Raw genomic sequence first — 19,018 nt, forward strand, 5'->3', positions numbered from 1 at the left:
GCGGTCACCACCCGCTGCTCGGCGGCTGAGCCATCGGCTCGTCCGCCAGCCGCAATGTCATCGTGGTGTTGCCGATCCGCACCGTCGAGCCGTCCACCAGCTCCTGCTCGGTGGCGCGCCGGCCGTTGACCAGCGTGCCGTTGGTCGAGCCGAGGTCGACCAGCACCACCCGGATCCCGCCGTTGCCCTCGGGCATCAGCCGGATCTCCGCGTGCCGCCGGGAGACCCCGGGGTCGTTGATCTGGATGTCCGCGTCGGTACCGCGGCCGAGCACGACACCCGGCGGGTTGACCGGGCGGCGGCGCCCGTTGACCTCGAGCATCACCTGCGGGTGGCCGCTGCGGCGTGGCTGCGGGGCGGGCGGTGGGGTGACCGGGGCGCTCTGCAGCACCGTCTGGCCGTCGTTCGGCGGCACGTAGGGCTCCTGCTGGTAGGGCTGCTCATAGGACGGGCTGCGTCGTTGGGGCGTCCCGACGGTCGCACTGACCACCCGGAACTTACCGGTCGGGAGGTCGTCCTGCTGGGTCAGCTCGATCTCGATCGGCCCGGAGAACGTGTACCGCTGGATGTCGGCATGGTCCCGCAGCTCGTTGGACAGCTCGTGGTTGAGGGTCCGGCCGTACGCGTTCAGGCGCTCGAAATCGCCCGGGCCCAGTTCGATGGTGAAGTGGTTCGGCACCAGCCGCCGGTCCCGGGACAGGATCCGGGCGGTGTTGTCGATCTCACGCTTGAGCGCCGCAGCCAGCTCGATCGGCTCGACATCGCCCTTGAATGCGCGCGCGAAGACACCGCTCACGATGCCCTCCAGACGTCGCTCGAAGCGCTGCAGCGGTCGCACGCCTCCTCCTCCAGGTCGGTCCACGGTCCGTGTCCACCGGTCATGGCGGACACACCGGGTACGACGATCGATCGTAACGGGAGGTTCGACCGAACCCGCAATGTGAAGCACCGGGGAATCCCGTGCTAATGTTCCTTCTCGTCGTCAGGACATCGTCCGAGCGGCAGCGCGCGGGTGGCGGAATAGGCAGACGCGCACGGTTCAGGTCCGTGTGCCCGAAAGGGCGTGGGGGTTCAACTCCCCCCTCGCGCACAGCGATTGCCAGCAGGAATCCCGGTCGAGAGACCGGGATTTTTTGTTTGTCCTGACGTGTCCCGGCTCACAGCGCCGTCCGGTTGGTGGACCGTGGATCGGTGACCGCGCGGGAGCGGTAGATCTCGCCCTTGTTGGCGATCGCTCGCCAGGGGCGGGCGGCGCGGAGCGGGAAGTTCAGGGTGGGGTCGTCGCGGTCGATGGTGGCGATGGCGAGCTCGGACTGGCCGACCACCTGGGTCGTGTAGAGGCCGGCCGGGGTGATCAGGCCGGACGGGGTCGGGTCGTCGGGCAGCGCCGGGAGTGAGGTCGAGACCCAGTAGCAGTTGATCGCGGCGTGGGCGGCGGCCTTGGTCTCGAAGGGCTCGTTGGCGCCGTACGACGAGAGCAGCAGGCACTCGACGCCGAGTCGCTCGTACTGCGCGAAGAGGTGCGGGAAGTTGATCTCGATGCAGATCAGGGCGCCGAAGCGGTAGCCGTCGACGTCGAAGACGACGGGGTCGAAACCGGGTGTGTAGAAGTGCGTGATCTCGGTGTGCGAGCAGTACCGCTTGTCGTAGCGGTCGACCAGAGTGCCGGTGTCGGAGATCACGTACAGGCTGTTGTGCGGGCGGTGCGGCGGGGTCAGCGGATGCGCCGAACCGAGCACGACCCAGATCTCCAGCTCGGCGGCCAGGGCCATGATCTTCTCGAGCTCGGTGCGGACGACCGCCCAGTCGACCTGGGACCAGTCGGCGATCTGCGCCTTCGCATAACCGCTCAGCATGCCTTCGGGAAACTGCACGAGCCGGGCCCGCCCGGCCGCTGCCTTCCGCATCAGCGAACGAACCGTCTTCCCGTTCGCCGCCGCGTCCGCAGTGATGGTCGGCTGAGCGATGGCAATGCGAATCCCCGTCATCGCCCTACCGTCTCAGCCCGCGCCGACAGATGTGGGGACCGGCGCGGGGAATCCGTTCGCTGCAACGACTGGTCAGGAACCTTGGTAGGCGGAATCTCTGCGGGACATGTGCTCTCCTTCGTTCTTCCGTACCATCGCGCACGAGGTTTGACCGCAACCTTGTGTCAGCCTTGAATCCGCAGGTCAGCGCGCTGGAGGGACCATGGAGTACGGCGTACTCGGGGAGGTCGTGCCGACGGAGCTGGGGCATTTGCGGCAGCGTTCGGTGCTGGCCGTGCTGCTCCTCGGAGCCGGTCGCCCGGTCACCGCGGACCAGCTCGTCGACCGGGTCTGGGGCGACAGTGCACCGCAGCGCGCACGCGAGACGCTGTACGCCTACCTGTCCCGACTGCGCACTGTTCTCGACGCAGAGCTCGTCCGTCAGTCCGGTGGCTATGTTCTGCAGGTCGACCCGGACCAGGTCGACGTCCACCGCTTCCGTCGTCTGGTGGTGGCGGCCGGTGCCGAGGAGTCCGTAGCTCTCTTCGAGGAGGCACTGGGCCTCTGGCGCGGTGAGGCTCTCGCCGACCTCGACACCCCCTGGTTCGTCGAGCAACGCGAGCGCCTGCACGCGGAACGCTTCGCGGCCGAGCTCGACCTGACCGACCTGCAGCTGGCCCAAAACGAGTACGGCGATCTTCTGCCCGTGCTGCGGAGTCGCAGCCAGGCGCATCCGCTCGACGAGCGCGTGGCCGGTCATCTGATGCTGGCCTTGCAGCGAGCCGATCGTGCTGCTGACGCACTGCAGGAGTACGACCGCATCCGGCGCGCACTGGTGGACGAGCTGGCGATTGAACCGTCCGCCCGGCTCCAGCAACTCCAGCAGCAGCTCCTCGGTACGACTCAGGTCGACCGCGTGGTGCCGCAGCAACTACCCGCGGCACCGGCCACCCTCATCGGACGCGATCCGGCGCTCAAGCAACTCACTACTGCTCTGGCCGGGGACCACCAGCAGGCGACGGTTGCGGTGTCGGCCGTCGGTGGCGCTGGTGGAATCGGCAAGACCTCACTGGTTCTGCACTGGGCGCATCGCAACCTGGCGCGGTTCCCGGACGGCCAGCTCTTCATCGACCTGCGCGGTTTCGACCCGGTGGAACCACCGCTGCCGGTCGAGACAGCCATGAGCGGTCTACTCCAAGCTCTCGGTGCCGGACGGCTCCCACCCGATCCACAAGCTCGGGCAGGTCTGTACCGGACCATGCTGGCGGGCAAGCGGCTGCTACTCGTCCTGGACAACGCCAAGGAGAGCTCTCAGGTCGCACCACTGCTGCCCGGTACGGCGGGGTGCACGGTGATCGTGACCAGCCGCAATCGCCTCGGTGGACTGCTCACGCGGCACGGCGCCGTACCGGTGGATCTTGATGTCCTCGATCCTGCGGACGCGCGGGACCTCCTGCAGCGACAGATCGGTGCTGACCGAGCGAGTGCGGAGCCGGCGGCGTTCGACGAGCTGCTGACGCACTGTGCCGGTCTGCCGTTGGCACTGGCGATCGTGGCCGCCCGGATCGCCGGCCGGCCCGACTTCCCGTTGTCGGCCTTTGCAGATGAGCTACGAGACACCGAGGCTCGGCTGGACGCGTTCGAGGCCGGTGAGCTCGACGCGGGTCTGCGCAGTGTCTTCGATTGCTCGTACCGCGCACTCGACCGAGATGCCGCCGCCCTGCTCGCGTTGCTGGCTCGCGTCCCCGGACAAGACATCAGTACGGCGTCAGTGGCGGCGCTCGTGGACGGGAACCCGCGCCGCAGTCTCGCTCGGCTGGAGAGCGCCCACCTGATTCGCCAACACGCCCCTGGTCGCTACAGCCTGCACGACCTGATCCGCCTGTACGCCCGCGAACAGAAGGTCGACGACAGTCAGGCTCTGTGGCGACTTGCCGACCACTACCGCCGGGGCGCAGTCGAGGCGGACCGGGTGATTGCTCCGGAGCGCTCGCCGGTGAACGGCGACCAGATCGGTCCGTTGGGTTTGAAGGACCGCGACGAGGCCAGTGCGTGGGTCGATGCCGAGGCCGACAACTTGCTGGCCACTCAGCGGCTGGCCATGGAACGCGGCTGGCACGACATCGTCTGGCACCTTGCCTACGGGTTGGTGGTGTTCCAGAGCTGGCGTGGGCAGGACACGTTGACTGCGGAGATGTGGGCGAACGCACTGACCGTCGTACCGGAGTTGGATGACGCGGCGGATCAGTCGATGGTCCACCGCTACTACGGCCGCAGCCGCGGACTGTTGGGGGAGCGTGACGAGGCGTTGTCGCATCTGGAGCAGGCCCTGGTCTACGCAGCCCGCAGCGGTCGGCCGACCGAGCATGCGGCCTGTTTGCAGATGCTGGCCGGCGCACTGTGCAACCAGGACGACTACGAGGCCGCACTGCCCTATGGGCTTGCTCAGCTGGAGCTGTACAAGACGTTCGGCAAACAGCGCTGGCTTGCTGACTCGTACAACATCGTCGGCTGGATCCACGCCAAGCTCGGCCACTACGAAGAGGCGCGGGCAGCCTGCCTGGCGTCGCTTGAGATCTTCGAGCAGACCGGCGACCACGACAGCCGGGGTGATGTGCTGGACTCGCTCGGCACGGCAGCGCTGGCGGCCGGTCGGTTCGACGAAGCACTGGTCGCGTTCGAGGACGCGCTCAGGTCGTACGAGCAGGTCGGCAACGTGCGTCAGATAGCCGAGACCCGGGACCACATCGGCGACGTGCACCACGCCCGCGGCGACCTGGCTGAGGCACGAACGGCATGGCAGGACGCCCTGACGGCGTACAGCGATCAGGGTCGTGAGCAGCAGGCCGAGAGCGTGCGAGTGAAGCTGACCGCTCTCGACGCCGAGCGCTAGACGCGATTGCGGCGGTGGCGGCCGGTGGGTGCGGTCGGGCGGAGGTCGGGTGCGCCGAGGAGCATCCACAGGGCTAGCAGGGCCGCGCTGATGAGACCGGCGATGCCGGCCAGGTCGGTCAGGCTCATGAGTTTCTCTTTCCGATGGCGGGACGACTCGGGCGGCGGCGAGGTCCGCATACAACTGACGGGAAGTGACGTGAGCTCACTCTTCTCGTGATGGCATAGGAGTGCCGTGGCTGATCGGTGTCAGCAAAGATTTGATCAAAGCCGCGCGGAAAACGGTCGCCGTGGGCGTGGGTGGACTGGTTAGCTGGGATCTGCGGAGGTGAATCGATGCAGGACGGCTTGTTGCTCGACGCCCGGGAGGAACGGGCATACCGGCTGCTCGTCGGCTTGTCGGCCGCGCGTTCCGTCGAGCTGGCGGAGGTGGCCGAGCTGTCGCCGCAGGAGGCCGTCGAGGTGCTGCAGCGGCTGCAGGCGAAGGGGCTGGTCGCGGTCAGCCAGTCCGCTGACGAACCGGTGTTTCGCGCGCTGCCGCCGGATGTCGCGCTCGGGACCACGCTGTTGCGTCGCCAGGAGTCCCTCGAAGCGGCTCGCAAGACGGTGGCCGTGCTGAGCGAGGAGTTCCGGGCCAGCGCGAGCCGGCGCGACGCACACCATCTGGTCGAGGTCGTCGTCGGTGCCGCGGCACTGCGCGAGCGGCTCCGGGACCTGCAGGAGTCGGCCCGCGAGGAGATCCTCTGGTTCTGCCGAGCGAACCCACTGGCCATGCAAGGAGCAGAGAACACCGAGGAGTACGGCGCTCTGTCCCGCGGCGTGCGCTATCGCGCGATCTACGAGCGGGCGCTGCTCGAGACACCCGGTGAGCTCGACACCATCGCCGAGGGCATCAGCTGGGGTGAGGAGGCCAGGACACTGCCCACTCTGCCGGTCCGGCTCGCCATCGTGGACCGTGCCACCGCAGTCTGCCCGCTGGTCCGAGACGACGAGCTAGGCATCGGCGAACCCACTGCGGCGGTGATCAGTCGCGGCCAGCTGCTCGACGCAGTCCTGGCGCTCTTCGAGAGTCACTGGGAGATGGCCACTCCGGTGACGATGCACACGGCCGAGCAGACTGGGGTTCTCGACGACCACGAGCGCTTCCTGCTCTCACTCCTCGTCGCGGGCGTCCCCGACAAGTCGATCGCCTCGCAGCTCGGGATCAGTCGCCGTACCGTCCAGCGCCGCCTGGACCGTCTCATGTCGCTCGCCGGTGTGGACACCCGCACCGGCCTGGCCTACCAAGCCGCCAAACGCGACTGGCTCTGACCAGGCCGGTTGCGAGCCTGACTACTTGATGCCGTACGCCTTGATCACTGTCTGAGTGATCTTGGTGCCATTAGTACCGGTTGCCTGGATCTTCAGGGACACCGTGTTGCGGGCGCCGGTGACGACGGCGAGGTACTGGCCGAAGGCGCCGACCACGGGGAGCCGCTGCCAGGACTTACCTTCGTCGTACGACGCCCACGCCTGCAGACCCTTCGTCTTGGGCGCATCGAAGCCCAGGACGTGCGTGCGCGGTGCGCGGCCGTTCAGGTCGGTGGGTGCCTTGTAGCCGACCTGCAGCAGCGACAGCGGGGTTGCCTTGTCCTCTGCGGTCTTGGCCGAGCGGAACTCCCAGCTGGTCTGAGTACGCGTGCCCCAGAGCCATTCACCCTCCGGGTCGTCCCGCTCGGTGCTGAGGTCCAGCCGGTACGACGCGTCGCCGCTGGAGGTGATCACGTCCTGCCACGCATCAGGCAGGTCGGCGATCTTCGTACCGTTCCGCGACAGCACCGCGGAGGCCGCAGTGGTCTCGCCGACCGTGTAGTGCCCGTCTGAGTCGACGAAGGACGGGATGCGCAGCGAGAGCCGGTCACCTGTCCTCGTGGAGACCACACCAGGCGCAGCGGCCGGCCTGACGACCGGACCGAACCACGTCTCGTTCGACGTACCGGTGCGGTAGCTCTTGGGCTGCTCGGCCATGCCGCCGCGAAGCGGGTTCATGTTGTCCCAGGTCCAGAGGTGGTGGACCCGGTGCTGCCAGAGCGAGTCACCGGAGGTCACCCACTCCTCACGGACCTTCGGCGTCTGGACGAACCGCTGGTAGTCGTTCCACGAGTAGTCCTGCCACGGACGCCAGCCGAACCGCTGCTCCTTGGCCCAGCCGAAGCCGCCGTTGTCGTTGTAGCGCGTGGTGACGCGGGCGGAGTTCTGCGCGGTCACCTGGTAGGTGATCTTGCTGGGGATCGATCCGGTCGACACCTGCTGTACGTCGTACAGATACGGGCTCGACGTGGTCAGCGTGACATCGATGCTCGCGTGGCCGCGCCGGGCGCGGTCGATCAGCTTCTGACCGTTGCCGGCCGTGGTGACCATCGCCGGGATCGGTTCCCGATCACCCAGCGGTCGCCAGACTGTCCATGCGCCCTGTCCGGCTGGCCGGACCAGGATGATCGCAGCCGCTCCAGCGGCAGCCGCTGCTGCGATCTGGTCCTGCTCACTCACGTCGTCCCGAGTGGGCTCGACCACCAACGCACCCTTGGCTGCCTTGAGCACGAGCGGGAACCGACGCTTGCCTTCGTACGACGGCGACTGGTGCAGCAGGTTGATGTCGACGCCGGGCAGCGAGGTCTGAACCATCGGTGCAACCAGTTGCCAGCGCGACGAGAACTCGAACTTGCCGTCGGCGACCGGCTTGGTCGGCGTCACGTTCACCTGCTGCACCGTGCTGAAGTGCATCACCCCGTGGCTGATCGAACGGCCGTTGGGGTACTCGCGATGCACGTAGTAGCTGAGGATCGACTGCTGCTCGGACGGCTTCGGCGTCTCGATCGTGATCGGCACCGCCTTGCGCGCGTCGATGACGATCTCCCTGTCCTGGTCGACCAGGACGTTCGGATCGGTGAAGAGACTGACCTGCTCGCGCTCCGGGTCGTAGTTCTCGACCAGCGAGTGCAGCAGGTACGTGCCCTCTTCGATCTCAGCCTGGTAGGTCTGGCCGTCGCCGATCCACGCCAGTACGTCGGAACGCGAGTTGCTGCCGTAGAGCGAGATGACCGGGACTCCGGTCGGCTTGCCGTCCAGTCCGACCGCCCGCAGAGTCACCGTGTGCTTCGGACCCTGCTTGAACGCGCCAACCGCAGTGTGGGTGAGCACTCCGCCCGGTCCGGTCGCTGTCACCCAGCCACTGTGCAGACCGCGCTCGAGCTTCGCGGTGTCCAGGTTCAGTGAGACGTCGGTGCTTCCGTGCGCCGGGACGGTCACTGTGGCGGGGAGGCCGAACGCATCGGTCTCGGCCTTGCCGTTGTCGAGGTTGGTGACGGTTGTGGACAACGCCAGCGTGATCGGTGCGGCGCTGTCGTTCCGGTAGGTGATCTGCTTGCTGGTTCCGGTCAGGCCGAAGTCGGCCACACCGGTGGCGAACACCTGCTGGGCAACCGCACGCGTCAGGTCGACCCGCCCGGCACCCTGCTGGTAGGCGGTCTGGTTTGCCTGCGTCTTCGAGGTGCTGGCCAGCGCGTTCTTGAGCTGGTCCGCCTTCCAGTCCGGGTGCTGCTGCGCGAGCAGCGCCGCAGCACCGGCCACGTGCGGCGTGGCCATCGACGTACCGGAGGCGGCTGTGTAGAGGTTGTCCACCGGGTTGCCCATGGCGGTGCCGGCTGCGCGGGCCGCAACGATCTCCACACCCGGTGCGGTGATCTCCGGCTTCAGTCCGCCGTCATCGATCCGCGGTCCGCGGCTGGAGAAGTCGGCCAGCTTGTCGGTGCGGTCGACGGCTCCGACAGTGAGCGCAGAGGCCGCTGAGCCCGGCGTACCGACCGTCTCTTCGCTCGGGCCGTCGTTGCCGGCCGCGACGACGAACAGCGTGCCGGTGCGGGCTGAGATGTCGTTGACGGCCTGGCTCATCGGGTCGGTCCCGTCGGTGGGCCCACCGCCGAGGCTCATGTTGACCACCTTGGCGCCTTTCGCGGCCGCCCACTCCATGCCGGCGATGATCCACGAGTCGTACCCGATGCCGTCGTCGTTGAGCACCTTGCCGATCAGCAGGTCCGCCTGCGGCGCGACGCCCTTCCGGGTACCGCCTGCGCCCGCGCCCGTGCCGGCGATCGTCGCGGCGACGTGCGTGCCGTGCCCGAAGTGGTCGACCGGTCCGGTCGCGCTGTTGGAGAAGTCCTCGGACTCCTTCACCTTCCCGGCCAGATCGGGGTGCTGCGCATCCACACCCGTGTCCAGTACGGCGACCTGTACGCCGGAGCCCTGGTAGCCCGCCTTCCACGCATCCGGCGCACCGATCTGCGGCACGCTCTTGTCCAGCGTCGGACGCACCTTGCCGTCCAACCACACCTTGCTCACACCGCTGCTGAGCGACCGTGCGCCAGCAAGTGACTTCCACAGCTGCGGGAGCTCACCCTTGGCCGCCGACACCGCAGCGCCGCCGATCGAGTCGAGCTGCCGAGTGGTCGTCGTACCGGCGAGTGCGGAGGAGGCGCGGGCTCCCCCGGCGTACTTGACGATCAACGGGAGCTGCTGTGCGGACGAGTCGCCGTACCCGTCCCGGATCAGCTCGTCCACGTCGAACAGGTCGACGTCGAGAACGCCGGTGGAGATGTATGGGACTGCGTCACTCGGCAGCACGCGCAGTCCACCGTCCGCCTCGACGGTGTGGAAGGCCACGCGTTCGCGGCCCGGTCCGGGCTGGACACTGGCCGCCTTCTTGCCGTTACCGGCGTCGGTGACCGAGACGACGTCACCGGTGATCAGGGTGACGGAGCTGGTGGTGGGCTGGACACTTCCGCGCCGGGGTGGTGACCCCGCGCTGGCAGGCGCCACCGTGACCGCGCCGAGGGTCAGCACCGCGGCGAGGGTGACCGCAGGGATCCGTGGTGAGGGCATGGGCAGGTCTCCTCGTTCGGAGTTCAGTAGTTCACAGGCGTGGGGACGGCCTGTTCCGTTGAGTTTGCAATCTCGTCACGGTGATCCGCTCTGTCCATCACTGCCGCCTGTGCGACATGGCGCAAGGACGCCAGCAACCGGCACCATCAGCACATGAGTGCGATTGCGGTCCGCAAGTGGGCATGGTTGGGGACTCTGCTGGTCGGGGCGGCGCTGTACTTCGCCGTCCTCGCAGTGCTTGCCGACACCAACAATCCGAACCTGTTCCCGACGATGATCCTGCTCGGGGCACTGGTCGTCCCGCTGACGTTCGTGACGTTCGCAGCGGGCCGGTCCGGGCGGTGGCTGATCGACGGGCCGACGCTGGGCGGGTGTCTGCTGTTCGGCGGAGTGGTGGGCGTAGTGGTCGCCGGACTGCTCGAGTACGACGCCATGCGCCGCCTGGGCACGTTGCCGATGCTCGGGGTCGGGCTGATCGAGGAGGCGGCCAAGCTGGTCGTCCCGGCCATCCTGGTGGTGTTCTTCGGGCACCGCTACCGCAACTCGATCGGGCGCGGCATCGTCATCGGAGTCGCGGTCGGCACCGGGTTCGCCGTACTGGAGACCATGGGCTACGCCTTCGTCGCCCTGCTGCAGTCCGGCGGGAACGTAGGCGCTGCCGAGCAGACCCTGTTCGTCCGCGGCCTCCTGTCACCGGCAGGCCACGCCGCCTGGACCGGTCTGAGCTGCTGGGGTCTGTGGCGCTTTGTGAGCGCCCCGAGCGGCAAACACCTCGCCGGGTTCGCCGGCATGTACGCCCTCGCCGTAGCCCTCCACACCGCCTGGGACGGCATCGGCGGCGTCGTCACCTACGCCGTGGTCGGCGTCATCTCCATCACCCTCCTCCTCATCGGCCTCCGCCGAGCCCAACGAGCCGACGCGACCGCCTAACCTCCCCCGCCCAGCCGATCCGCCTCCCACCCGGCGATCCGCCGAGAGTGAGGACCTTGCAGCCGACTGAAAGCAGTCTGCCGCCGGATATCGATTACCTGCCGCAATCTCCCTTCACTCGCCGCCAGCCCGTCGGTTCTCGCCCGGCGACCGAAGCCACCGTGCGAGTGTGAGGAGTCGGTCGGTGAGTGTGAGGACCCGGTCGTGGTTAAGCGTTTTCCGGCGGCACGGTGGGCACAGTCGATGCACGCCGGATGGCGGTGCGGGAGGGGTCGACAGGTCGTCCAGATTGGACATATTGTCCAGGTGTGACGCCTGAGCAGATTGCGCCTGTCGGTGAGGTGCTGGCGCGGTTGTTGTCGCCACATGCCGAGGTGGTGCTGCACGACTCGGTGACGGATCGGATCGCGATGATCTGGAATCCGCTGTCGGGGCGGGAGCCTGGGGATCCGTCGTTGCTCGGCGAGCTCGATGAGCTGGCCGAGAGCGGGCGTGATGCGTACGGGCCGTATCCGAAGGTGCTGCCGGATGGGCGTCGGCTGTCGAGTGTGAGCGCCGTACTGCGAGACGAGGACGGTACGGCGGCCTACGTGCTGTGTGTGAATGTGGATCGGACTGCGTTCGAGACTGCGAGTCGGTTGCTGGCTGCTTTTGCCGCACCGGCGTCCGGACAGCCGCGGGTGTTCTTTGAGCACGACTGGACCGAGAAGCTGAATGAGCTCGTGGCCGGCTACGTGCAGGAGCGCGGTGTGCCGGTGGAGCGGTTGAGTCGGGCTGACCGGGTGGAGCTGCTCGGTCGGCTGGATGTGGCTGGAGTGCTCAGTCAGCGGCGGTCGGTGCCGACGGTGGCGCGGGCGCTGCAGGTGTCGCGGTCTGCGCTCTACCAACTGCTTGCCGAGGCCCGGAAGGAGCCGCATGCCGACCCTGCCTGATTTCCGGCTGGAGACCCATTTCGCGCGCTGGGAGTTCACTGCGCGGTACCACCTGACTGCATCGGATGCGCAGACGCTTCCGATGTCCGAGCTGCTTGCACTGGCCGATGACGACGGTCGCGAGCGGTGGGAGTCGCTGGCGCTCGGCTATACCGAGGTCCGCGGAATGCCTGCGCTGCGGGAGGCGATCGCGGCGACGTACGACGTAGCTCAGCCTGAGGACATCCTGTGCTTCGCGGGTGCGGAGGAGGGGATCTACCTCGCCATGCGCACGCTGCTCGAGCCTGATGACCACCTGGTTGTGCTGACGCCGAACTATCAGGCGGCCGAGACTGTGCCGTCGTCGGTCGCGCAGGTGACCGGAGTCGCGCTGCGGCCGGAGGATGGGTGGGCACTGGATGTGGATGCGATCGAGCGGGCATTGCGTCCGAACACGCGGATGGTCTCGGTCAACTTCCCTAACAACCCGACGGGGGCGGTTGCTGCGGCGGACGCTTGGCAGCGGCTTGTGGAGCTGTGTGCGGAGCGCGGCATCCTGTTGTTCTCCGACGAGGTCTATCGCGGGCTCGAGCTCTCGCGTGATCCGTTGCCTCAGGCAACAGACTTGTCGGGTACGGCGATCTCGCTGAATGTGATGTCGAAGGCGTACGGGCTGCCCGGGCTGCGAATCGGCTGGATCGCGTGCCGGGATCACGCCGTACTGGACCGGCTCGAACGTGCCAAGCACTACACGACGATCTGCAACTCGGCGCCTAGTGAGGTGCTGGCGCTGATCGCTTTGCGGGCCCGCGATCGGTTGCTCACGCGGAACCGCGGGATTGTCGCTGCGAACCTTCCGGTCTTCACGGAGTTCTTTGGCCGCTACCCCGACCTGTTCGAGTTCACCGCGCCGGATGGTGGCTGCGTGACCTATCCGCGCTATCTCGGGGCGGACGGCGTGGAGGCGATGTGCGAGGCGCTGGTGGAACAGGCCGGCGTACTGCTGCTGCCCGCGAGCATCTACAGCTCCACGCTGACCGAGACACCTGCTGACCGGTTTCGGGTCGGTGTGGGTCGACAGAATCCCGAACCGGCGCTGGCTGTTTGGGCGGACTGGTTGGAACGGCGATGACGCTGCCGGTGTTTGGGCTTGACGCGATCAGCCAGGTCGCGAAGCCGGCGGTGGTGTTCGATGCGGTGCGGTCGGCGCTGATCGCGCATGCGGAGGGATGGACGTCGGTACCGGCACCGATGGTGCTCGAGTTCCCGCAGTACGCCGGGGACACGCACGTGAAGGCCGGTCACGTGGCCGGTACGCCGTACTTCGTGGTGAAGGTGGCGAGCACGTTCGGCTCGGTCAACAACGGGCTGGTGCTCGCGGTCGACGCGACGAACGGTCAGCCAGCCGCGGTGCTCGCTGACGAAGGCAAACTCACCGCATGGCGTACGGCGGCCGCCGGTGCGCTGATCACTCACGCGATGACACCAGTCGGGGTCGACGAGTTCGCCGTACTAGGCACAGGTGAGCAGGCACTCCTCCAGATCCTGTGGCTACACGAGCTACGACCGCTCCGTCGAGTGAAGGTCTGGGGCCGCCGCCCAGAAGCCGTCGACCGCCTCTGCACCCAACTGCAGTCCGCCGGCCTACACGCCACACCCGACGGCCTAACCGGCGCGCCCTGTGTAATCACCACAACAGCCGCGCGCGAACCACTCCCGCTAGCTGCCTTCCGAGAAGCCATCCACATCACCGGCATCGGAACCGACATGCCAGGCAAAGGCGAACTCCCACCCGCCCTGTTCGCCAACGCCTTCGTCGCCACCGACGACCACGCCCAATGCCTCCACCACGGCGACCTCGCCAACGCAGTCCAAGCCGGCGTGATCGGCGAAGAGGACGACGTCGCCGCAGGAGTAATCCTCCGCGACGGAATGCCCAGCCGGGCCGCCCCACGCCCACCTGCCCCACCTGCGGCGGCCCCGCCCGCGGTCGCCCCACCCCTGCCCACCCTGCCCGCGTCGGACCCGCGCGAGGTGAGTTCGCGCGGGTTGAGTTCGCGCCGAGACGCCCCGCCTACCCCACCCCCACCCCCAGCCCCGGCCTCGACGCCGGGTGCGCGTCCCCTCTCCACCACCCTCCCCCGCAACCACCGTTCGATCGCGGATCTCACGGGGGTGGGAGCAACTGATGCCGCCGTTGCGGGAGCGATCCTCAGGCAACTGGTTCGTTAATTGGCATCAGCAGGTTCGTAAGTGGACTGGTTGCATCATGTGCAACCAGCGCTGCGTCACTTGAACCGGTTTAGCCCTCCAAGTCCGCACATTCCACCGGGTACACGCTCTCACGGAATAGTAACGGACGCTTCTGAACTATTGACCCGTCAGTCACGCCTGGGGAATTCTCGGGGCCTCTGCAGGAACAGGTTCATACCAGGGGTGATCCATGAAGTTCCGTTCGCTTGCCGTGGCCGCAGTCGCGGCCCTGTCGCTCACCGCCCTCGCGGCGTGTGGGTCCGGCGACAAGAACGCAGCAAGTTCCGGGCCGAAGACCATCGACGTGTGGCTGATGAAGGGGAGCGTCTCGGACGACTTCCTGAAGCGGTTCACCGATGATTTCGCCGCCAAGCACACCGACGTCAAGCTGAACGTCCAGATCCAGGAGTGGAACGGGATCGGCCCGAAGATCATCGGTGCGCTGGCCAGCAAGGACGCGCCGGACGTGATCGAGGTCGGCAACACCCAGGTCGCGCAGTACTCGGCCTCCGGTGGCGTCCGCGACCTGACCGACAAGAAGGCCGACCTGCAGGGTGACGACTGGATCGAAGGTCTGGCCGGCCCGGGCAACTACGAGGGCAAGCAGTTCGGGATCCCGTACTACGCGGCGAACCGGGTCGTGGTCTACCGCAAGGACCTGTTCGCGGCGGCCGGGATCAAGACCCCGCCGAAGACGCGCGAGGAGTGGCTGGCGGCGACCGCCAAGCTGAACACCGGCGGCAACCAGGGCATCTACCTGCCCGGCCAGAACTTCTACGTGCTGTCCGGCTTCATCTGGGACGAGGGCGGCGACCTCGCGGTCCAGGAGGGCGACAAGTGGAAGGGCGCACTCGGCTCTCCCGAGGCGCTCAAGGGGATGGAGTTCTACCAGCAGATCCAGGCGCTCGGTAAGGGCCCGAAGGACTCCGACGAGGCCAAGCCGACCCAGACCGACGTGTTCGCACAAGGCAAGGTCGCGCAGATGATCGCCGTACCGGGTGCGGCCGAGCTGATCGCCCAGGCGAACCCGGCGCTCAAGGACAAGCTGGGCTTCTTCCCGATCCCGGGCAAGACCGCCGACAAGCCGGGTGCGGTCTTCACCGGCGGCTCGGACCTGATCGTGCCGGAGGCGTCGGACGCCCCGGACGCGGCCTTCACCTTCATCAAGGAGCTGGCCGGCGAGAAGTGGCAGGTCGACCTGGCCAAGTCGATGAAGTACGTGCCGAACCGCAAGGCGCTCGCGTCCCAGGTCACCGGTGACGAGGGCACCAGCGCGATGGCGGCCGGTGCGGCCAACGGCAAGGCGACGCCGAACTCGCCGAACTGGGCCGCGGTCGAGGCCAAGAACCCGATCAAGGAGTACCAGACCAAGGTGCTCACCGGCGGTGACCCGGCCGCGGCGGCCCAGGCGGCCGACGCGATCATCACCGAGGCCCTGAACAGCGGAAAGTAGACCGTGGCTGTCGCTCTCGCCGAGCGGACCGCCCCCGCCCCCGAGCCGGAACCCCCGGCCCGGGCCCGGCGGGGGCGCCCCCGTGTGCTCCCCTATCTGCTCATCGCGCCGACCGTCCTCGGGATGGCGTACCTGCTGATCTACCCGTTGATCCGCAACCTGGTCATCTCGTTCCAGAAGTTCGGGATCGCGCAGCTGATCCGCGGCGGTGCCGAGTTCGTCGGCATCGACAACTACCGGGAGATCTTCACCGACGACAAGTTCTGGTCGGTGGTCGGCCGGACGTTCGCGTTCACCGCGATCAACGTCGTACTGATCATGGTGCTGGCCACGCTGGTCGCGCTGCTGATCGATGCCCTGGGCAAGTGGATGCGCTTCCTCGTGATGGGCGGTCTGGTACTGGCCTGGGCGATTCCGGTGCTGGCGGCAACCACTGTGTTCCAGTGGTTGTTCCAGTCTCAGCTCGGGGTGGTCAACTGGGTGCTCGTCCAGCTCGGGTTCACCCAGTACGACGGCTATGCGTGGTTCGCGGACGGTACGTCGACGTTCGCGATCATCGTGATCATGATCGTCTGGCAGTCGGTGCCGTTCGCGGCGCTGACCCTGTATGCCGCGATCACCACGGTGCCGAAGGAGATCTACGAGTCGGCGTCGATGGACGGCGCGGGCCCGATCCGGATGTTCGGCCTGATCACGGTTCCGATCCTGCGGCCGATGTTCGGGCTGATCCTGTGCCTGGAGGTGATCTGGGTCTTCAAGAGTTTCGTGCAGATCTGGGTGATCAGCCAGGGCGGACCGGGTGACGCGACCCTGACGCTGCCGGTGTTCGCCTACCAGATCGCGCAGTCGCTGAACCGGTACGACCTCGGTGCCGCGATCTCGATGGTCACCGTGCTGCTGCTGACCGTCGTACTGCTCGCCTACTTCCGGCAGCTGTTCAAGGAAGAGGGTGAACTGTGAAGCCGAAGCGGATCGTCCTCAACGTCATCGCGCTGGGAGTCTTCGCGTTCGCGGTCTTCCCGGTCTACTGGATGGTGCTGACGGCGTTCAAGCCGACCAAGGACATCCAGGCCGAGACCCCGTCGTTCTTCCCGACGAACGTCACCTTCAGCCACTTCAGTACGGCGGTCAACGCCGACGGCTTCTGGTTGTTCTGGCGGAACTCGGCGTTCGTCGCCATCACCGGCGTACTGCTTGCTCTCGTGGTCGCGTGCCTGGCCGCGTTCGCGGTCGCGCGGCTGAAGTGGAAGGGCCGGCAGGCGTTCATCGTGATGGTGTTCGTCGCGCAGATGACGCCGTGGGAGGCGTTACTGATCCCGATGTACGTGATCGCGCGGGACACCGACATGCTGGACAAGCTGCCGATGCTGACGCTGATCTACTTCATGATGACGTTGCCGTTCACGATCGTGACGCTGCGCGGATTCCTGAACGCGATCCCGGCCGATCTCGAGGAGGCCGCGCAGGTCGACGGGTGCAACCAGTTCCAGGCGTTCCGGCGGATCGTGTTCCCGCTGCTAGCACCGGGACTGCTGTCCACGTCGTTGTTCGGTTTCATCACCGCGTGGAACGAGTTCGCGTTCGCGAACCTGCTGATCATCAAGGAGCAGGACCAGCGCACGCTGCCGGTCTGGCTCTCGTCGTTCAGCAACACCTTCGGCACCGACTGGGGCGCGACGATGGCCGCGGCCACGTTGTTCATGCTCCCGGTCCTGCTGATCTTCCTGGTCCTCCAGGGCCGGGTCACCTCCGGCGTCGCTGCCGGTGCAGTCAAGGGCTAGCTCTCAGTCGAAAGTCAGCCGCGTCGTGATCCGGTACCGGTCTCCGCGATAGATGGAGCGCGTGTACTCGATCACGGCGTGGTCTGCGTTCCGCGTGGTGCGCTCGAAGAGCAGAGCCGGAGAGTGCACCGGTACGCCGAGCAGTTCGGCTTCGTCAGCGTCCGTCACAGTCGGCTCCGCAGTCTGTACGGCGTCCTTCGGCGCAACGTGGTACCGCGAGCGCAGCAGCCCGTAGAACGAACCGAGCTCGAAATCGCGACCGGTGATACCGGGAACGAACACGGCCGGGATGCGGATCCGCTCGATGCACATCGGCGTACCTTCGACGAGCCGCAGCCGCAGTGCGGTGACCAGGTCGTCGACCGGGGACATCTCCAGCTTGTGGCCGAGCCGCGCACCGGCCGGACCGACCTCGAAGCTGAGCAGCCGGCTCGGCCACGGCGACCCCTCCGCCAGCGGCGCCTGGTAGTCGCCGGACGCGGTCGGCTCGAGCGCCTGCTGGATCTTGCGGGCACTGGTGAAGGTGCCGCGACCGTGCTCGCGGATGACCAGACCGTCGCGCGCCAGGTCGTCGAGAGCCGCTCGCAACGTCGGCCGGGAGACGCCGAGCACCTCGCTCAGTGACCGCTCCGACGGCAGCGGCTCACCGGGGTTGCGCTCCTCGATCAGCCGCAGCAGCTGGTCCCGCGCCTCGGTCCGTCTCATGACGAAACCTTACCAGTGGTAAACCACGTTCCGAGATTTCCGAACCTGCTTTACGCATTGACTTTACCAATTGGATAGACCAACCTACGGAAAGATCACCCCGCCCCGAGAAGGAGGTCCACTCCGATGACTCGATCACGTACGAAGCGAACGACCGCCGCCCTCGTCGTACTGGCTGCTCTGGCCGCTGGAACCACGGCCACCACCGCACGGGCCGGTACGACGGCCTGTGGTGCGCTCTTCGACGACTTCAACTATTCGTCGCGGACCGACCCGAACTTCACCGGTCACGACTGGAGTGTCCGGACCGGCGCCGGCGGCCCCGGCATCCCGGACACCTGGACTGCCGCGAACGTCAGCTTCCCGACCGTCGACGGCCAGAAGTCGCTGCAGCTCAAGGCCACCACCAACGGCACGACCGGCGGCACCACGCAGGCGCAGGTCCAGCAGAACCGCCTGCGCTTCTTTGAGGGCACGTACGCGACCCGGTTCAAGTTCAGCGACACCCCGGTCAGCGGCAACGACGGTGACCACGTCAACCAGACCTTCTACACAATCTCCCCGCTCGACTACGACTGGGAACCGACGTACTCGGAGCTCGACATCTCGGAGTACCTGCCGAACGGCGGTTGGGGAGAGACCGGACCGGTCAACTTCATCACCAGCTGGAACACGTACCAGGCGGATCCGTTCGACGGCTGGCGCAAGACCACCGTGCGCAACTGGAGCCACGCCGGCTGGCACACGCTGGTCACCGTGGTCGCGGGCGGGCACGTGAAGTACTACATCGACGGCGCGCTGGCTGCGGACCACACCACGGACGACGCCGGCCGCAACGTCTACCCGCGGCGGCCGATGACGCTCAACTACAACCAGTGGTTCATCGACCTGGACGCCCACACCGGTGGAACCAGCTCGTATGTGCAGTCGGCCGACTGGGTCTACTACGCGAAGAACGAAACTTTGACGCCTGCCCAGATCACCACTCGCGTCAACAACTTCCGCTCTGCAGGCACAACGCACCAGGACACCATCAGCTGCTGAGTCAGCAACCGGGTCATTGTGTGAGATGGCTGCTTTGGGCATGGACAACCTGTGCCGGACTGAGTACGGTCCGTAAACGGCGTCCGCACCACGCCACGACGGAGGACGCCTCCGTACTTGATCGGTGAGGTACCGCCCGCCAGTGGCACCTCACTGGTGGATGGG

15 protein-coding genes and 1 tRNA gene are annotated in these 19,018 nt (G+C 67.1%); 11 read left to right on the forward strand and 5 right to left on the reverse strand.

Features of this window, described 5'->3' with window-relative positions; translation table 11 throughout:
• Positions 1–4: 4 nt before the first annotated feature.
• Positions 5–838: a DUF3662 and FHA domain-containing protein gene (locus ACFTSF_RS00555; protein WP_344160845.1), complete on the reverse strand. Its 834-nt coding sequence runs from the start codon at positions 836–838 to the stop codon at positions 5–7.
• A gap of 168 nt (positions 839–1,006) precedes the next feature.
• Between ACFTSF_RS00555 and ACFTSF_RS00560 the strand changes: the two genes are divergently transcribed.
• A tRNA-Leu gene (locus ACFTSF_RS00560) sits at positions 1,007–1,090 on the forward strand.
• Between the two features lie 67 nt (positions 1,091–1,157).
• Here the strand turns inward: ACFTSF_RS00560 and ACFTSF_RS00565 are convergent.
• The gene (locus ACFTSF_RS00565) at positions 1,158–1,988 is read right to left on the reverse strand and encodes a carbon-nitrogen hydrolase family protein (RefSeq protein ID WP_380151789.1); all 831 of its coding nucleotides are present in this window, start codon (positions 1,986–1,988) and stop codon (positions 1,158–1,160) included.
• A gap of 202 nt (positions 1,989–2,190) precedes the next feature.
• Here ACFTSF_RS00565 and ACFTSF_RS00570 point away from each other — a divergent pair, with 202 nt between their 5' ends.
• Complete coding sequence (locus tag ACFTSF_RS00570; protein ID WP_380151790.1) at positions 2,191–4,860, forward strand: BTAD domain-containing putative transcriptional regulator; 2,670 nt, start codon at positions 2,191–2,193, stop codon at positions 4,858–4,860.
• On the opposite strand, the gene ACFTSF_RS00575 is transcribed toward ACFTSF_RS00570, so the two are convergent.
• Positions 4,857–4,988, reverse strand: a complete 132-nt coding sequence (locus tag ACFTSF_RS00575) for a hypothetical protein (RefSeq protein WP_380151791.1) — start codon at positions 4,986–4,988, stop codon at positions 4,857–4,859. The two genes, ACFTSF_RS00570 and ACFTSF_RS00575, sit on opposite strands and share 4 nt — an antisense overlap.
• A gap of 207 nt (positions 4,989–5,195) precedes the next feature.
• On the opposite strand from ACFTSF_RS00575, the gene ACFTSF_RS00580 reads away from it, so the two are divergent.
• The gene (locus ACFTSF_RS00580) at positions 5,196–6,170 is read left to right on the forward strand and encodes a helix-turn-helix domain-containing protein (protein ID WP_380151792.1); all 975 of its coding nucleotides are present in this window, start codon (positions 5,196–5,198) and stop codon (positions 6,168–6,170) included.
• Between the two features lie 21 nt (positions 6,171–6,191).
• Here ACFTSF_RS00580 and ACFTSF_RS00585 read toward each other — a convergent pair whose 3' ends face one another.
• Positions 6,192–9,776, reverse strand: coding sequence for a S8 family serine peptidase (locus ACFTSF_RS00585; RefSeq protein WP_380151794.1), 3,585 nt, complete (start codon positions 9,774–9,776; stop codon positions 6,192–6,194).
• A 153-nt stretch (positions 9,777–9,929) separates the two neighbouring features.
• Between ACFTSF_RS00585 and ACFTSF_RS00590 the strand changes: the two genes are divergently transcribed.
• From ACFTSF_RS00590 to ACFTSF_RS00620, 7 genes are all read left to right on the forward strand, one after another.
• Complete coding sequence (locus ACFTSF_RS00590) at positions 9,930–10,706, forward strand: PrsW family intramembrane metalloprotease (protein ID WP_380151795.1); 777 nt, start codon at positions 9,930–9,932, stop codon at positions 10,704–10,706.
• Positions 10,707–11,014: 308 nt separating this feature from the next.
• Positions 11,015–11,638, forward strand: a complete 624-nt coding sequence (locus ACFTSF_RS00595; protein ID WP_344160867.1) for a PAS domain-containing protein — start codon at positions 11,015–11,017, stop codon at positions 11,636–11,638.
• On the forward strand, positions 11,622–12,749 hold the full coding sequence (locus ACFTSF_RS00600; RefSeq protein WP_380151796.1) for an aminotransferase class I/II-fold pyridoxal phosphate-dependent enzyme: 1,128 nt from the start codon (positions 11,622–11,624) through the stop codon (positions 12,747–12,749). Before ACFTSF_RS00595 ends, ACFTSF_RS00600 begins: the two co-directional genes overlap by 17 nt.
• Positions 12,746–13,849 carry an ornithine cyclodeaminase family protein gene (locus tag ACFTSF_RS00605; RefSeq protein ID WP_380151797.1) on the forward strand — a complete coding sequence of 368 codons (1,104 nt, stop codon included), beginning with the start codon at positions 12,746–12,748 and terminating at the stop codon, positions 13,847–13,849. The genes ACFTSF_RS00600 and ACFTSF_RS00605 overlap by 4 nt, the downstream gene beginning before the upstream one ends.
• Positions 13,850–14,060: 211 nt before the next feature.
• A complete protein-coding gene (locus ACFTSF_RS00610; RefSeq protein WP_380151799.1) occupies positions 14,061–15,323 on the forward strand; it encodes an extracellular solute-binding protein in 1,263 nt (420 codons plus the stop codon).
• A 3-nt stretch (positions 15,324–15,326) separates the two neighbouring features.
• Entirely contained in the window at positions 15,327–16,283 is a 957-nt protein-coding gene (locus ACFTSF_RS00615; protein WP_380151800.1) for a carbohydrate ABC transporter permease, read from the forward strand.
• A complete protein-coding gene (locus ACFTSF_RS00620) occupies positions 16,280–17,104 on the forward strand; it encodes a carbohydrate ABC transporter permease (RefSeq protein WP_344160882.1) in 825 nt (274 codons plus the stop codon). Before ACFTSF_RS00615 ends, ACFTSF_RS00620 begins: the two co-directional genes overlap by 4 nt.
• A gap of 3 nt (positions 17,105–17,107) precedes the next feature.
• Here the strand turns inward: ACFTSF_RS00620 and ACFTSF_RS00625 are convergent, their stop codons facing one another.
• Complete coding sequence (locus tag ACFTSF_RS00625) at positions 17,108–17,809, reverse strand: GntR family transcriptional regulator (RefSeq protein ID WP_344160885.1); 702 nt, start codon at positions 17,807–17,809, stop codon at positions 17,108–17,110.
• 126 nt (positions 17,810–17,935) lie between these two features.
• Here ACFTSF_RS00625 and ACFTSF_RS00630 point away from each other — a divergent pair, with 126 nt between their 5' ends.
• The gene (locus ACFTSF_RS00630; protein ID WP_380151801.1) at positions 17,936–18,853 is read left to right on the forward strand and encodes a glycoside hydrolase family 16 protein; all 918 of its coding nucleotides are present in this window, start codon (positions 17,936–17,938) and stop codon (positions 18,851–18,853) included.
• Positions 18,854–19,018 lie beyond the last annotated feature (165 nt).

This window comes from Kribbella sp. NPDC056951 (genome assembly GCF_042674205.1).
In the GTDB taxonomy this organism is placed as follows: Bacteria; Actinomycetota; Actinomycetes; order Propionibacteriales; family Kribbellaceae; genus Kribbella; species Kribbella yunnanensis.

Coding starts and splice junctions, on each gene's coding strand:
- ACFTSF_RS00570 (WP_380151790.1), top strand. CDS start 2,191: ATGGAGTACGGCGTACTCGGGGAGGTCGTGCCGACGGAGCTGGGGCAT.
- ACFTSF_RS00625 (WP_344160885.1), bottom strand. CDS start 17,809: ATGAGACGGACCGAGGCGCGGGACCAGCTGCTGCGGCTGATCGAGGAG.
- ACFTSF_RS00575 (WP_380151791.1), bottom strand. CDS start 4,988: ATGAGCCTGACCGACCTGGCCGGCATCGCCGGTCTCATCAGCGCGGCC.
- ACFTSF_RS00565 (WP_380151789.1), bottom strand. CDS start 1,988: ATGACGGGGATTCGCATTGCCATCGCTCAGCCGACCATCACTGCGGAC.
- ACFTSF_RS00630 (WP_380151801.1), top strand. CDS start 17,936: ATGACTCGATCACGTACGAAGCGAACGACCGCCGCCCTCGTCGTACTG.
- ACFTSF_RS00585 (WP_380151794.1), bottom strand. CDS start 9,776: ATGCCCTCACCACGGATCCCTGCGGTCACCCTCGCCGCGGTGCTGACC.
- ACFTSF_RS00580 (WP_380151792.1), top strand. CDS start 5,196: ATGCAGGACGGCTTGTTGCTCGACGCCCGGGAGGAACGGGCATACCGG.
- ACFTSF_RS00590 (WP_380151795.1), top strand. CDS start 9,930: ATGAGTGCGATTGCGGTCCGCAAGTGGGCATGGTTGGGGACTCTGCTG.
- ACFTSF_RS00605 (WP_380151797.1), top strand. CDS start 12,746: ATGACGCTGCCGGTGTTTGGGCTTGACGCGATCAGCCAGGTCGCGAAG.
- ACFTSF_RS00610 (WP_380151799.1), top strand. CDS start 14,061: ATGAAGTTCCGTTCGCTTGCCGTGGCCGCAGTCGCGGCCCTGTCGCTC.
- ACFTSF_RS00600 (WP_380151796.1), top strand. CDS start 11,622: ATGCCGACCCTGCCTGATTTCCGGCTGGAGACCCATTTCGCGCGCTGG.